The following is a 13,613-nucleotide window of genomic DNA, read 5'->3' on the forward strand; positions in this document are numbered from 1 at the left end:
GGGTGAAGCATATCGTTCGGCGCGCGCGAGACACCCCGCGGTTTCGTGGGTCACTTGGGCGGGTCACGCGTGACCGGGCAACTCCTGGTCGAGCAGCGCAGTGCGCCCGACGACATGGCCAGGGCGCAGCAATACGCCCGGTGCAATCACCGCATTGGCGCCGATGCGCGCCCCATCCCCGAGGAGCGCACCGAATTTCTCGCAGCCCGTGGGCTGCAGCGCGCCGCCCGCGCCGCTGCGCACGAAGATTTCCTTGGCGGCGCGCTCGTTGCGGTGGTTGCAGACGATGCTGCCGGCTTCCATGTTGACGCCTGCGCCGATCACCGAATCGCCCACGAAATTGAAGTGCGCGAGCGCCGTGCCCGCGAAGACGAAGGAAGACTTGAGTTCGGTGCCCGGGCCGACGGTGCAGCGAGCATCGATCCAGTTGCCGCCGCGGAGGTAAGCGCCCGCGGCCACGAAGCAGCCGGCGCCCAGGATCAGCGGGCCTTTGAGCACCGCGCCGGCCTCGACGCGGGCGCTGCGGTGGATGGCGATATCGCCCTCGACGGAGAACTCGCCGGCCGGCAGCGCCGCAAGCAGCTCGCGCACGATGTCGGGCGCCCGCGCGGGCAGTTCCCAGGGCATCGAAGCGCCCCATTTCGCCAATGGCGAGGCAGCAAATCCGGCGATGTAGGCGTGCAGGTCGATGGCGTGCGGCATGGGGCGATGCTGCCATCAAACACGGGGTCGGGCGCGGGACGAACGCCGCCACCTAAAATGCCCGGTTCCCCGTCCGTCACTCCCGAAAGCGCCCTCCCCGATGTCCGCCCCGCGCAAGCTCTTCGTCACCACCGCCCTGCCGTATGCCAACGGCAAGTTCCACATCGGCCACATGATGGAATACATCCAGGCCGACATCTGGGTGCGGAACCAGCGAATGAACGGCGCCGAGGTCAACTTCGTCTGCGCCGACGACGCGCACGGCGCGGCCATCACCATCGCGGCCGACAAGGCCGGTGTGACGCCGCAGGCCTTCGTGGCCGAGATCGCCGCGGGCCGCAAGCCGTATCTGGACGGCTACTACATCTCGTTCGACAACTGGCACTCGACCGACGCGCCCGAGAATCACCAGCTCGCGCAGGACATCTACCGCGACCTGCGCGCCAACGGCCTCATCGAGACCAAGAGCGTCGAGCAGTTCTACGACCCTGAAAAGGGCATGTTCCTGGCCGACCGCTTCATCAAGGGCGAGTGCCCGAACTGCCACTCGAAAGACCAGTACGGCGACAACTGCGAGGTGTGCGGCGCCGTGTATGCGCCCACCGAGCTGATCAACCCCTACTCGGCCCTCTCGGGTGCCAAGCCCGAGCTGCGCAGCTCGGACCACTTCTTCTTCAAGCTCTCGGACCCGCGCTGCGAGGCCTACCTGAAGGAATGGACCGCCGCGCCCGGCCACGTGCAGTCCGAGGTGCAGAACAAGATCCGCGAGTGGCTCTACAAGGACGACGAAGGCAAGGGGGGCCTGGGCGACTGGGACATCAGCCGCGATGCGCCCTACTTCGGCATCGAGATCCCCGATGCGCCGGGCAAGTACTTCTACGTGTGGCTCGACGCGCCTGTAGGCTATCTCGCTTCGCTGAAGAATCTGCTGGACAAGCGCTGCATCGAGCTGGGCGGCGACGGCATCTCGTACACCGAGTACATGGCCGACCCGGACCTGGAACAGGTGCACTTCATCGGCAAGGACATCATCACCTTCCACACCCTCTTCTGGCCCGCGATGCTGCATTTCAGCGGCCGCAAGGCGCCCGATGCGGTGTACGTGCACGGCCACCTCACGGTGAGCGGCGAGAAGATGAGCAAGAGCCGCGGCACCGGCATCGATCCGCTCAAGTACCTGTCGATCGGGCTGGACCCCGAGTGGCTGCGCTACTACATCGCCGCCAAGCTCAACGGCCGCAACGAAGACATCGACTTCAACCCCGAGGACTTCGTCGCGCGCGTCAACAGCGACCTCGTGGGCAAGTACATCAACATCGCCAGCCGCGCGGCCGGCTTCATCGGCAAGCGCTTCGGCGGCAAGCTGGGCGAGGTGTCGGCCGATGGCGATGCGTTGCTGTTCGCGCTGCGCGAGGCGGCCGGCCAGATCCATTCGCTCTACGACGGGCGCGATTACGCCCGTGCGCTGCGCGAGGTGATGGCGCTGGCCGACAAGGTGAACGAGTACGTCGACCAGAACAAGCCCTGGGAACTGGCCAAGAAGGAAGGCGCCGAGGCGCGGCTGCACGACGTGTGCACGGTGTGCATCGAGGCTTTCCGCCTGCTCACGCTGTACCTGAAGCCGGTGCTGCCGGCCCTGGCCGTGAATGTCGAGGCGTTCCTGAAGATTTCGCCGCTGGTCTGGTCCGATGCCGCGCAGCCGCTGCCCGCGGGCCACGCGATCGGCGACTACAAGCACCTGATGCAGCGCGCCGACGCCAAGGTGGTCGACAAGCTGTTCGACGCACCCGAACCGGTGGCCGCTGCCGCCGTGGAAGCCGCGGCGGATGCGCTGCCTGGCGGCGAAGCCATCGCGCCCACGATCACCATCGACGACTTCGTGAAGATCGACCTGCGCATCGCGAAGATCGTGGCCTGCGAGAAGGTCGAAGGTTCGACCAAGCTGCTGCGCCTGACGCTCGATGCCGGTGAGGGAAAGACCCGCAACGTCTTCAGCGGCATCGCCTCGGCCTACCAGCCCGAGCAGCTCGTGGGCAAGCTCACGGTGCTGGTCGCGAACCTCGCGCCGCGCAAGATGAAGTTCGGCATCAGCGAAGGCATGGTGCTGGCTGCGAGCCACGGCGACGAGAAAGCCAATCCGGGTATCCACGTGCTCGAGCCGTGGCCGGGCGCGACGCCGGGCATGCGGGTTCGCTGACGAAAAACTAGCCGAACTTGTTGTTCAGCACGAGGTCGGCGAACACCTTGCCGCCCACCGAGATGTGATCGCGCATCGCCTCCGCCGCGTTGTCGGCGTGGCCCTTGAGGATCCACTCCACCACCCGTTCGTGCTCCCGCTGTGAAGCGGCCAGGCGCCCGGGCTTCTCGAACATGCGCCCCCGATAGGCCGCGATGCGCAGGCGCACCGTCTGCGCCTGCTCGACGATGAACGGGTTGCCGCTCGCGCGGTAGATCACGTCGTGCAGCGCGGCGTTGGCGCGCTGGTAGCCCTCGGCATCGTCGAACTGCGCCATGGCGGCCGTGCCGTCCAGCGCACGCTGGAGCTCGCCGCGCAGGACCGGTCCGATGCGCAATGCCGCAAGACGCGCCAGCACCCCCTCGAGCTCGCCCAGCGCTTCCATCATCGCGACGAGTTCGTTCGCCCGCAGTTGCCGCACATAGATGCCGGTGCGCGGAACGATGTCGACCAGCCCGCGCGCGCTGAGCAGCAGCAGCGCCTCGCGCACCGGCGTGCGCGAGGTGTTGAAGCTCAGGGCCAGCGCCTTCTCGTCGATGGGCATGCCGGGGGACAGCGTGCCTTCCAGGATGTCGTGTTCGAGGCGGCTGCGGATCTGGTCCTGCAGGCTGCTGGTGTCGAGGGTTTTCGCGGGTTGCATGGGAATCCGGATATTAGCTAACCTTACAGATATATCAATTCATCTGTTTGGTACATCAATGCTTCCTTCCCTCGAGATCGACGGCCGCGTCGCCTACCTGACGCTGCGCCGCCCCAGCGCCGCCAACAAGCTGACGCCGGAGGATCTGCCCGCGCTCATTCGCCACGTGGAGACGGTGAATCGCTCGCCCGACGTGCTCGTGCTGGTCCTGCGCTCCGAGGGCAAGTACTTTTGCAGCGGCTACGATATATCAGAGGTGGCCACCAGCAGCCAGACCGAGGGGAGCAGCTTCGGTGACATGGTCGATGCGCTGGAAAACTGCCGCGCCGTGACCATCGCGGCGGTGCATGGCGGCGTCTTCGGCGGCGCCACCGACCTGGTGCTGGCCTGCGACTTCCGCGTCGGCGTGCGCAGCGCCGAGATGTTCATGCCCGCCGCCCGGCTCGGTCTGCACTACTACCAGAGCGGCATGGAGCGCTATGTGTCGCGGCTCGGGCTCGACATGGCCAAGCGGCTCTTCCTGACCGCCGAAAAGCTCGACGGTCCCGCGATGCGCGACTGCGGATTTCTCACGCAACTGGTCGACGACGCACCGGCGCTCGACGCCGAAGTGCTGCGCCTTCGCACCACGCTCGCCGGCATGGCGCCGCTCGCGCTGCTCGGCATGAAGAAGCACCTGAACCACATTGCGCGCGGCACCGCCGATGCCGCTTCGATCTCGCGCGAGGTGCAGCGCACCGTCGCTTCCGAAGACCTGGCCGAGGGCGGCCGCGCCTGGCGCGAGAAGCGTCCGCCGGTCTTCAAGGGCCGCTGAGCGCGCCCTCCCCTTCGACCCGACACAGGAGACAACAAATGAACCCCCTTCGAGCCATTTCATTCGCGGCGGCCGCCCTGCTCGCCCCGGCCGGCGCCTTCGCGGACATCTACCCCTCGCGCCCGATCACCCTGGTGGTCGGCTTCCCCGCCGGCGGCGGCGCCGACACCGTGGCGCGCATCGTGAGCGACAAGCTCGCCAAGGTCCTCGGGCAGCCCATCGTCATCGACAACAAGCCCGGCGCGGGCACCACCATCGCGTCGGACCAGGTCGCGCGCGCGGCGCCCGACGGCTACACGCTGCTGCTGGGCAGCGGCAACCTCTACGGCAGCGACAAGCTGCTCTACAAGGCCGTGAAGTACGACGGGGCGAAGAGCTTCGTGCCGATCTCGCGCTGGAGCTCCGCGCCGATGCTGCTCGCGGTCAACAAGGACGTGCGCGCGAAGACCGTGCAGGCGCTGATCGCCGAAGCGCGGCAGAACCCCGGCAAGCTCGCGTATTCGTCGTCGGGCACCGGTGTGGTGACGCATCTGGCGGGCCTGTCGTTCGAGAAGGCGGCCGGCGTGACCATGCTCCACGTGCCGTACAAGGGCGGCGCCCCGTCGATCCAGGCGGTTGCCGCCGGCGACGTGCAGCTGACCTTCGGCACGCCGCCCTCGGTGCTGCCGATGGCGCAGGGCCAGAAGCTGCGCGTGCTGGCCGTCACCTCGGGCCAGCGCTCGCCGCTCTTCCCCGATGTGCCGAGCGTCGCCGAGGCCGGCGTGAAGGGCTACGATTACACCTTCTGGTTCGGCCTCTTCGCACCCGCGGGCCTGCCGCCGGAGATGGCGCAGAAGCTGTTCGATGCGAGCGTGGCGGCGCTCAACGATCCCGACGTGAAGGCGCGGCTGGAGAAGTCGGGCAATGAATCGGCGCCCTCGAAGTCGCTCGCCGAATTCCGCACCTGGGCGCTGGCCGAAGGCGCAAAGTCGAAGGAACTCACCGAGCGCTCCGGCGCGACCGTCGAATGACGCCGGACGCATCGCAAGACGGCCCGCTGCGGGGCTTCACGGTGATCGACCTCACGCGCGTGCTCGCGGGCCCCTACTGCACGCTGCTGCTCGCCGACCTGGGCGCGCGGGTTATCAAGGTGGAGCAGCCGGGCCTGGGCGACGACGCGCGGCAGATCGGCCCGTTCGTGGAGGGCGACTCGGCCTATTTCATGTCGGTCAACCGCAACAAGGAGTCGATCGCGCTGGACCTGAAGGCGCCGGCCGACCGGGCGATCTTCGAACGGCTGCTGGCCACGGCCGACGTGCTGGTCGAGAACTTCCGGCCCGGCACGATGGAAAAGCTGGGCTACGACTGGCCCACGCTGCACGCGCGCTTTCCAAGACTCGTGTTCACCTCGGTCTCGGGCTTCGGCCAGACGGGCCCCTACAGCAGGCGGCCCGCCTACGACATGGTGGTGCAGGCGATGGGCGGCATCATGAGCCTGACCGGCCACCCCGGCTCGCCGCCGACGCGCGTGGGCGTGTCGATCGGCGACCTGGGCGCCGGCCTCTACGCGGCCATCGGCACGCAGGCCGCGCTGCTGCAGCGCGGGCGCACCGGCCTCGGCGATCGCGTGGACGTGGCGATGCTCGATTGCCAGGTCGCGCTGCTCGAGAACGCGATATCGCGCATGGAAGCCGACGGGCGCGCACCGGGCCCGATCGGCTCGCGGCACCCGTCGATCACGCCGTTCGATGTGTTCCGCGCGGCGGACGGCTGGTTCGTGATCGCGGCGGGCAACGATGCGTTGTTCCAGCGCCTGTGCGCGGCGCTCGAACTGCCGGCGCTGCTGGACGATGCGCGCTTTGCGACCAACCCCGCGCGCTGCCAGCACCACGAGCCGTTGAAGCAGCTGCTCGAGCAGCGCCTGGCCTGCGCACCCTGCGCGCACTGGCAGGCGCTCTTGATGGCGCACAACATTCCGACTGGCGAGTACAACGACGTCGCCGCGGTGGTGAAAGACCCGCAGGTGCAGGCGCGCGAGATGCTGGTGCAGGTGAAGACACAGGGCGGCCGCTCGCTCACGGTCGCGGGCAATCCGGTGCATGTGGGCGGGCACCGCACGCAGGTGCTGCGACAGCCGCCGCGGCTGGACCAGGACCGGGACGCGATCCTGGCGAGCCTGGCGCAGGACTAGGTCCTGCCCGGGGCCGGGTGCAAAATCCGCGCATGCAAAGCATCCGCCCCCGCTTCCGGCTTCTCGTTCTTGCGCTGTTCGGCGCCATGCTGTCGAGCGGCTGCGCCGTGGTCACCGTCGCAGGCACCGCCGTGAGCGTGGGCGCCAGCGCGGTGGGCCTGGCCGCCGACGCGGCCATCGGCACCGCGCGCATCACCGGCAAGGCCGTGGGCGCCGCGGCCGACGCGGTCATTCCGGACAGTAAGTAAGCAACTGGAATTCAGCGCGGCAGGCCCAGCTGCGCGACGTGCGCGGGCGTTTGCTGCGCCTTTTCCTTGCGCACGAAGGCCGAACGCAGTGCCGCATGCGGCTCGCTGCGGTCGAAGAAATTGCGGCGCATGTGCGTCAGTTCTTCGTTGCGGTACTGCTGCAGCGGCTTCGCCGATTCGTCTTCCGCGCGCTTCGCCTGTTTCTTCGCGATGCGGGCAGCCAGGTCGGGCGAGGCCGCAAGTTGCGTGGCCAGCCGCAACACTTCGTCGCCCAGTTCTTCCGGCGCGGCCTGCAGCACGCGCTCGGCCATGCCGAGTTCGACCGCGCGCTTCGCGCTCACCGGCAGCGCCAATTGCGTGAGCCGCTCGGCCTCGCTGTCGCCCACGCGGCGCGGCAACGTGTAGGTCCAATATTCGGAGCCGTAGAGGCCCATGAGCTTGTAGTGCGGGTTGAGGATGGCGCCGTCCCTGCACCACACCTCGTCCGCCGCCAGCGCGAGCATCACGCCGCCGGCCGCCGCATTGCCGCCCAGCGCCGCGACGGTGAGCCGGTCGGTGGTGGTGATCACCGCTTCGACCAGGTCGTTCATCGCATGGATGTTGGCCCATGACTCCTCGGCTGGATCGGGCGCAGCCTCGATCACATTCAGGTGGATGCCGTTCGAGAAAAAATCGCGCAGCCCGCCGAGCACCAGCACCGATTTCGGCCGGGTGCAGGCGAAGCGATAGGCCTCCAGCAAACGGCGGCATTGCACGCTGCTCATCGCGCCGCCGGGGAACGAGAAGTTCAGCACGCCGACCGCGCCGTGCTCGCGGTAACGCATGTCGGTCCAGGTGCGGCGGCTGGCCGGCAGTTGCAGCGGCGCGGGCACTTCGGGCAGGCCAGCGGGGAGAAAGTCGCCGAGCGCATCGACGGCCGGCAGCTTGAAGCTCGCGAGCCCCGAGCCCGATGCGCGCCAGGGGCGCATTTGCACGATCCAGACCGCGCCGTCCGTCGTGGCGCGGCAGATGGCGCCGGCGCGGGTGGCGATCAGCTCGCCGGGCGTGCCGCGCAGTTCGTCTTCGGGGTACGCGCCATGCAGGTACCACTGCGCGCCGAGCAGCTCGTCGAGCACGCCGGGCTGCGAGTCGGCGGCGCGCAACTGGCGCAGCACCGACTCTGTCGATTCGCGGGTCCAGTCGATGCGGCGCTCCGCCTGCTTCAGGAACGGACGCCAGCCCGCTGCCAGGTCGGCCGCCTTCTGCCGCTTCGGCTTGTACTTGCCCGAGGCGAAGCGCTCGACCGCGAGCAGCACCGCGTCGATGGCTGCATCGGCCACCTCGCCGCGGTAGAGATCGCTCTTGCCGGCCAGCGGCGGCACCTTCAGCGGCGACCACGCCCAGACATCGCCCGCGTCCATCTCGGCCACGGCTGCGAGCACGGTGACGCCCCAGCTTTCGGCGCCGTCCCGCAGCGTCCAGTCGAGCGAGGACGGGCCGCGGTCGCCCGGCGGGCCGGGGTGGACGATCAGGCAGGTGTGGGCGCTCCAGATGTCTTCGGGAATCGCGGTGGTCAGCATCGGCGCCACGATGAGCTGGGGCGCATGCGTGCGCACCGCGTCGCGCAAGGCGTCGTCGTTGCCGAGGGCCAGCTCGACGCCGACGGTGTGGCCGCGGTCCTGGAGCTCGGCGAGAACCCTCTGCGTCAGGCTGTTGAACGCGCTTGCGACAAGCAGGATGTGCATGGACCCGGCTCCCTCGGTAATGTTGGTTTCAAAATGTCAATTAATGTGAAAACTGTATCTGTATCCTTTGTTTTGGATAAGTTGATCGAAAGTACGCATGGTGGCGGCGAGCGCTGTCGAAAGGGCCCTCGGGCCACAATCGGCCACTCATGCCCTCCCCGCTGAACCTCACCCGCTTTCGCCCCCGCCTGCTGGACGCGATGGCTGACTACAGCCGGGAGCGTTTCTTCAAGGACCTGGGCGCGGGTGCGACAGTCGGCATCGTGGCGCTGCCGCTGGCCATGGCCTTCGCGATCGCCTCGGGGCTCAAGCCCGAGGCCGGCATCTGGACGGCGATCATCGCGGGCTTCCTGATCTCGCTGCTGGGCGGCTCGGCAGTACAGATCGGCGGACCGGCCGGCGCCTTCATCGTGATCGTCTACGGCATCGTCGAGCGCTACGGCGTGGCGAACCTGCTGATCGCGACCGCCTGCGCCGGCGTGCTGCTGTTCGCGGCAGGGCTCTTCGGACTCGGGCGGCTGGTGCGCTTCGTGCCGCTGTCGATCGTGGTGGGCTTCACCAACGGCATCGCGGTGCTGATCCTGCTGTCGCAGCTCAAGGACCTGCTCGGGCTCTCGGTCGAGAAGATGCCGGCCGACGTGTTCTCGCAGTTGCACGCGATGGCGCTGCAGATCGGCACCTTCAACCCCTATGCCTTCGCGCTCGGCGTGGCCTGCGTGGCCGGATTGGTGCTGTGGCGGCGGCTGCCTCGCCTGCCATTGCACATCGCGCAGACGCGCGCGGTGCAGATGGGCTCGCGCGTGCCGGGGCCGATCGTCGCGCTCGTCACGCTCACGCTGGTGTCATGGGGTTTCGCGCTGCCGGTGGAGACGATCGGCACGCGCTTCGGCGGCATTCCCGAGGGCGTGCCCGGCTTCGCGCTGCCCGATTTCTCGTGGGAGACGGTCAAACAGTTGGTCACGCCGACGCTCACCATCGCGCTGCTCGGCGCCATCGAGTCGCTGCTGTGCGCGCGCGTGGCCGACCAGGTGAGCGGCCAGCCGCGCCACGACCCGAACCAGGAACTGATGGCGCAGGGCATCGCGAACATCGTCACGCCCTTCTTCGGCGGCATGCCGGCCACCGGCACCATCGCGCGCACGGTGACCAACATCCGATCGGGCGGCAATTCGCCGATTGCGGGCATCGTGCATGCGCTCACGTTGCTGGTCGTGGTGCTGCTGGCCGCGCCGCTCGCACGCCATGTGCCGCTCGCGGTGCTGGCGGGCATCCTGGTGTTCGTGGGCCTGAACATGGGCGAGTGGCGCGAGTTCACGCCGGGCCAGTTGCGGCACTTCAGCCGGCACTACCGGTTGCTGATGCTGGGCACTTTTTTCCTCACCGTCGTGTTCGACCTCACGGTGGCGGTGCAGGTGGGCATCGTGCTCGCGTGCGCGCTCTTCATCCGGCGCATGAGCGGGCTGTTCAGCGTTGAGCTGGAGACGCTGCAGCCGCCGGTGCTCACCTATCGCATCTACGGCGCGCTTTTCTTCGGCGCGGCGGCCAAGCTCGACGAAGCGGTGAATGCGGCCGAGCGCGCGCCGCGCGGCATGACGGTGGTGCTCGACGCCTCGCACCTCATCTACCTCGACGCCACCGGCATCGATGCGCTGCGGCAACTGCACCGCGCAGTGCTGGCACGCGATGGGGTTCTGCGGATCGAGTCTTTACAGCCGCAGCCGCGCGAGGTGATCGAGCGTTCGGGCTTTGCGGAAGAACTGGCGGCCGGAAGGCCGCACACAGCTGAAGGCTAGTTGGCTTCGGTGGCGCGGTCCGGCGACGAGCCGCTGCGCACCACGCGCTGGTCGTCGTTCAGCGTGGCGGTGAACACCATCGGCGAATTCGGCGGCTGCACCCAGCGCCATTCCCATTCGGTCTCGCGCTTGAGCGCATAGGGCGTGACCTTCGCGGGCTTGCCGAGCAGCTTGCGCAGGTCCTCCATCATCATCCCGGGCTGCACCTTGGCGAAGTTCTCGGGCGTGAGCACCTGGCGCAGCGCGCTCATCTTGCCGTCGCGGCCGATGGTGATCATGTAGTTCTTCTGGCCCTGGGGCTGGCGGTTGTATTCGAAGATCCGGCCGCCATCCGGGGCGTCCCAGATGTTCTCTGGCTGGCCGAACTTGGTGCGCACGTCGGCTTCCGTCGCAACGCCTTCTTCGAGCTCGGCGATGCGCTGGTTGTCGCAGCCCGCCAGGCCAATCACCGCCGCCAGCAACGCCGTTGCCATGCCGATCTGCCACTGTTGCCGATGTCCCATGCCGTCCCCGGTAAAATTCAGGCTACAAAGGTCCAGTCTATGTCCATCTTCCGCCGCCCCCACTACTCTTCCGAGATCACCAATTTCATCGAGGAGATGAAAGAAAAGAAGCCGACGCTGGAAGCCGAACAGCGCGCCGGCCGCGCCCTCCTCTGGGACAAGAACCTCGACCGCGGCCTGCTCGAGGAATACGGCGAAGCCCGCGTGCCGCAGCAGCCGTACGTCTACCAGACCCAAGTCAAGTAAATGGTGCCAATTCGGCATCCGTTGCCCGTCCGCATTGCGCCGACAGCTATTGAATTGATAGCGCTCGTCCGATGAGCAGAGACGAGGACAACGACACGCCGGTGATGGCGATGCCCGAGGTGGTCGACCAGGTCGCGCTCGCCAGGCTCTATGGCGAGCCGCTGTTCGCGATGCCCAAGGACCTGTACATCCCGCCCGAGGCGTTGCAGGTCTTTCTCGAGGCTTTCGAAGGTCCGCTGGACTTGCTGCTGTACCTGATCAGGAAGCAGAACTTCAACATCCTCGACATCCCGATGGCGGGGCTGACGCGGCAATACCTGAGCTACGTCGACGAAATTCGCCAGACGAACCTCGAACTCGCGGCCGAGTACCTGCTGATGGCCGCGATGCTGATCGAGATCAAGTCGCGCATGCTGCTGCCGCCCAAGAAGGTGGCCGACGGCGAAGAAGCCGAAGACCCGCGCGCCGAACTCGTGCGCCGCCTGCTCGAGTACGAGCAGACCAAGCTGCAGGCCGCCGCCATCAGCGCGATGCCGACCTACGGCCGCGACTTCTGGAAGGGGCAGGTCTACATCGAGCAGTCGCTCAAGCCGCGCTTTCCCGACGTGAACGTGATCGACCTGCGCGATGCCTGGGCCGACATCATGAAGCGCGCCAAGCTCGTGCAGCACCACAAGATCTCGCGGGAAGAGCTCAACGTGCGCGAGCACATGAGCATCGTGCTGCGCCACCTGCAGGGGCAGCGCTTCGTGGAGTTCGAGAAGCTCTTCGACGTGTCGCGCGGCGCGCCCGTGCTGATCGTCACCTTCATCGCGATGCTCGAGCTCGCGAAGGAAACGCTGATCGACATCACGCAGGCCGAAGCCTTCGCGCCGATCTACGTTCGCCTGGCGTATTCGCCGGCCTGACCCCACCACCGAAGATTCCGCCGTGCTCGATTTCGACGTCCTCATCGTCGGCAGCGGCCTCGCCGGCCTCTCGGCCGCGCTGCACCTGGCGCCCACGCACCGCGTGGCGGTGCTCACCAAGCGCGCGCTGAACGACGGCTCCAGCGCCTGGGCGCAAGGCGGCATCGCGGCGGTGCTGGCCGCGGGCGACAGCTTCGACGCGCATGTGGAAGACACGCTCATCGCCGGCGCGGGCCTCTGCGACCCCGAGGCGACGCGCTTCGTCGTCGAGCACGCACCCAAGGCCATCGGCTGGCTGCGCGAACTGGGCGTGCCGTTCTCGGAAGAAGGCGGCGACCTGCACCTGACGCGCGAAGGTGGCCACAGCCAGCGCCGCATCGTGCACGTGACCGACGCCACCGGCGCGGCGGTGCAGCGGGTGCTGATCGAACGGGTGCGGCGCACGCCGAACATCACGCTGTTCGAGCACCACACGCTGATCGACCTGGTGACCGGCACCAAGCTCGGACTGAAAGACCCGGCCTGCGTGGGCCTCTACGCGCTGGACGACGCCACTGGCGAGGTGCTCGCCTTCCGCGCGCCGCACACGATCCTGGCGACGGGCGGCGCGGGCAAGGTCTACCTCTACACGACGAACCCCGACACGGCCACGGGCGACGGCATTGCCGCGGCATGGCGCGCGGGCTGCCGGGTGTCGAACATGGAGTTCATCCAGTTCCACCCGACCTGCCTGTACCACCCGCATGCCAAGTCGTTCCTGATCAGCGAAGCGGTGCGCGGCGAAGGCGGCCTGCTCAAGTTGCCGGACGGCACACGCTTCATGCCCAAACACGACGAGCGCGCCGAACTCGCGCCGCGCGACGTGGTGGCCCGCGCCATCGACTTCGAGATGAAGAAGCACGGGCTGGACTGCGTGTACCTGGATATCTCGCACCAGCCCGCTGCCTTCCTGAAAGAGCATTTCCCCAACATCCTCGCGCGCTGCGCCGAGCTGGGCATCGACATCACACGCGAGCCCATCCCCGTGGTGCCGGCCGCGCACTACACCTGCGGCGGCGTGCTCAGCGACCTCGCCGGCCGCACCGATGTGCCGGGCCTCTACGCCATCGGCGAGACCGCCTGCACGGGCCTGCACGGCGCCAACCGGCTGGCCAGCAATTCGCTGGTCGAGTGCATGGTGTTCGCACGCGCGGCGGCAGGCGCCATTGCCGGTGCGCCCGCGCACGACGGCGCCGACATCCCCGCATGGGACGAAAGCCGCGTCACCGATGCCGACGAGGCCGTCGTCATCTCCCACAACTGGGACGAGCTGCGCCGCTTCATGTGGGACTACGTGGGCATCGTGCGCACCAACAAGCGCCTGGAGCGCGCAAGCCACCGCATCGCACTGCTGCAGGCCGAGATCCAGGAGTTCTATGCGAACTTCCACGTCACGCGCGACCTCCTGGAGCTGCGCAACCTCGTACAGGTGGCCGAGCTGATCGTGCGATCGGCCCAGGCCCGCCACGAGAGCCGCGGGCTGCATTTCAGCCGCGACTATCCTTCGCTCGCAGAGCCGACCGCACCGACCGTCCTGGTGCCGCCGGCCGGCTGACCGCCTCACCCGTTTTCATCTTTCGCCATCCAAGG

At 67.9% G+C, this 13,613-nt stretch carries 13 protein-coding genes; 9 read left to right on the forward strand and 4 right to left on the reverse strand.

Going from position 1 to position 13,613, the window contains the following annotated elements; all coding sequences use genetic code 11:
• Positions 1-63 precede the first annotated feature (63 nt).
• Complete coding sequence (locus ACSFA7_RS25435; RefSeq protein WP_435501935.1) at positions 64-702, reverse strand: LbetaH domain-containing protein; 639 nt, start codon at positions 700-702, stop codon at positions 64-66.
• 100 nt (positions 703-802) lie between these two features.
• Here ACSFA7_RS25435 and metG point away from each other — a divergent pair, with 100 nt between their 5' ends.
• Complete coding sequence (metG, locus tag ACSFA7_RS25440) at positions 803-2,899, forward strand: methionine--tRNA ligase (RefSeq protein ID WP_435501936.1); 2,097 nt, start codon at positions 803-805, stop codon at positions 2,897-2,899.
• Between the two features lie 7 nt (positions 2,900-2,906).
• On the opposite strand, the gene ACSFA7_RS25445 is transcribed toward metG, so the two are convergent.
• Positions 2,907-3,578, reverse strand: coding sequence for a GntR family transcriptional regulator (locus ACSFA7_RS25445; protein ID WP_435501937.1), 672 nt, complete (start codon positions 3,576-3,578; stop codon positions 2,907-2,909).
• 58 nt (positions 3,579-3,636) lie between these two features.
• Between ACSFA7_RS25445 and ACSFA7_RS25450 the strand changes: the two genes are divergently transcribed.
• The 4 genes from ACSFA7_RS25450 to ACSFA7_RS25465 are packed head-to-tail and all read left to right on the forward strand — an operon-like array spanning position 3,637 to position 6,810.
• A complete protein-coding gene (locus ACSFA7_RS25450; RefSeq protein ID WP_435501938.1) occupies positions 3,637-4,392 on the forward strand; it encodes an enoyl-CoA hydratase/isomerase family protein in 756 nt (251 codons plus the stop codon).
• A gap of 38 nt (positions 4,393-4,430) precedes the next feature.
• The gene (locus ACSFA7_RS25455) at positions 4,431-5,402 is read left to right on the forward strand and encodes a Bug family tripartite tricarboxylate transporter substrate binding protein (RefSeq protein WP_435501939.1); all 972 of its coding nucleotides are present in this window, start codon (positions 4,431-4,433) and stop codon (positions 5,400-5,402) included.
• The gene (locus ACSFA7_RS25460; protein WP_435501940.1) at positions 5,399-6,562 is read left to right on the forward strand and encodes a CaiB/BaiF CoA transferase family protein; all 1,164 of its coding nucleotides are present in this window, start codon (positions 5,399-5,401) and stop codon (positions 6,560-6,562) included. Before ACSFA7_RS25455 ends, ACSFA7_RS25460 begins: the two co-directional genes overlap by 4 nt.
• 32 nt (positions 6,563-6,594) lie before the next feature.
• Entirely contained in the window at positions 6,595-6,810 is a 216-nt protein-coding gene (locus ACSFA7_RS25465; protein WP_206175143.1) for a hypothetical protein, read from the forward strand.
• An 11-nt stretch (positions 6,811-6,821) separates the two neighbouring features.
• On the opposite strand, the gene ACSFA7_RS25470 is transcribed toward ACSFA7_RS25465, so the two are convergent.
• The gene (locus ACSFA7_RS25470; protein WP_435501941.1) at positions 6,822-8,534 is read right to left on the reverse strand and encodes an enoyl-CoA hydratase-related protein; all 1,713 of its coding nucleotides are present in this window, start codon (positions 8,532-8,534) and stop codon (positions 6,822-6,824) included.
• A gap of 149 nt (positions 8,535-8,683) precedes the next feature.
• Here ACSFA7_RS25470 and ACSFA7_RS25475 point away from each other — a divergent pair, with 149 nt between their 5' ends.
• Positions 8,684-10,327 carry a SulP family inorganic anion transporter gene (locus tag ACSFA7_RS25475; protein WP_435501942.1) on the forward strand — a complete coding sequence of 548 codons (1,644 nt, stop codon included), beginning with the start codon at positions 8,684-8,686 and terminating at the stop codon, positions 10,325-10,327.
• Here the strand turns inward: ACSFA7_RS25475 and ACSFA7_RS25480 are convergent.
• Complete coding sequence (locus ACSFA7_RS25480) at positions 10,324-10,800, reverse strand: outer membrane protein assembly factor BamE (protein WP_206179694.1); 477 nt, start codon at positions 10,798-10,800, stop codon at positions 10,324-10,326. The genes ACSFA7_RS25475 and ACSFA7_RS25480 overlap by 4 nt on opposite strands.
• A 69-nt stretch (positions 10,801-10,869) precedes the next feature.
• Between ACSFA7_RS25480 and ACSFA7_RS25485 the strand changes: the two genes are divergently transcribed.
• From ACSFA7_RS25485 to nadB, 3 genes are all read left to right on the forward strand, one after another.
• A complete protein-coding gene (locus ACSFA7_RS25485) occupies positions 10,870-11,076 on the forward strand; it encodes a DUF3460 family protein (protein WP_206175146.1) in 207 nt (68 codons plus the stop codon).
• Positions 11,077-11,147: 71 nt separating this feature from the next.
• Positions 11,148-11,984: a segregation and condensation protein A gene (locus ACSFA7_RS25490; protein WP_042580524.1), complete on the forward strand. Its 837-nt coding sequence runs from the start codon at positions 11,148-11,150 to the stop codon at positions 11,982-11,984.
• A gap of 22 nt (positions 11,985-12,006) precedes the next feature.
• Positions 12,007-13,578: an L-aspartate oxidase gene (nadB, locus tag ACSFA7_RS25495; RefSeq protein ID WP_435501943.1), complete on the forward strand. Its 1,572-nt coding sequence runs from the start codon at positions 12,007-12,009 to the stop codon at positions 13,576-13,578.
• The last annotated feature ends 35 nt before the right edge of the window (positions 13,579-13,613 follow it).

It is taken from the genome of Variovorax trehalosi (genome assembly GCF_051216415.1).
Taxonomy (GTDB): domain Bacteria; phylum Pseudomonadota; class Gammaproteobacteria; order Burkholderiales; family Burkholderiaceae_C; genus Variovorax.

Bases quoted from the DNA above. Each gene is read 5' to 3' on its own strand.
- ACSFA7_RS25465 (WP_206175143.1), top strand. From the start codon at position 6,595: ATGCAAAGCATCCGCCCCCGCTTCCGGCTTCTCGTTCTTGCGCTGTTC.
- metG (WP_435501936.1), top strand. From the start codon at position 803: ATGTCCGCCCCGCGCAAGCTCTTCGTCACCACCGCCCTGCCGTATGCC.
- ACSFA7_RS25455 (WP_435501939.1), top strand. From the start codon at position 4,431: ATGAACCCCCTTCGAGCCATTTCATTCGCGGCGGCCGCCCTGCTCGCC.
- ACSFA7_RS25435 (WP_435501935.1), bottom strand. From the start codon at position 702: ATGCCGCACGCCATCGACCTGCACGCCTACATCGCCGGATTTGCTGCC.
- ACSFA7_RS25460 (WP_435501940.1), top strand. From the start codon at position 5,399: ATGACGCCGGACGCATCGCAAGACGGCCCGCTGCGGGGCTTCACGGTG.
- ACSFA7_RS25450 (WP_435501938.1), top strand. From the start codon at position 3,637: ATGCTTCCTTCCCTCGAGATCGACGGCCGCGTCGCCTACCTGACGCTG.
- ACSFA7_RS25485 (WP_206175146.1), top strand. From the start codon at position 10,870: ATGTCCATCTTCCGCCGCCCCCACTACTCTTCCGAGATCACCAATTTC.
- ACSFA7_RS25490 (WP_042580524.1), top strand. From the start codon at position 11,148: ATGAGCAGAGACGAGGACAACGACACGCCGGTGATGGCGATGCCCGAG.
- ACSFA7_RS25480 (WP_206179694.1), bottom strand. From the start codon at position 10,800: ATGGCAACGGCGTTGCTGGCGGCGGTGATTGGCCTGGCGGGCTGCGAC.
- ACSFA7_RS25475 (WP_435501942.1), top strand. From the start codon at position 8,684: ATGCCCTCCCCGCTGAACCTCACCCGCTTTCGCCCCCGCCTGCTGGAC.
- ACSFA7_RS25470 (WP_435501941.1), bottom strand. From the start codon at position 8,534: ATGCACATCCTGCTTGTCGCAAGCGCGTTCAACAGCCTGACGCAGAGG.
- ACSFA7_RS25445 (WP_435501937.1), bottom strand. From the start codon at position 3,578: ATGCAACCCGCGAAAACCCTCGACACCAGCAGCCTGCAGGACCAGATC.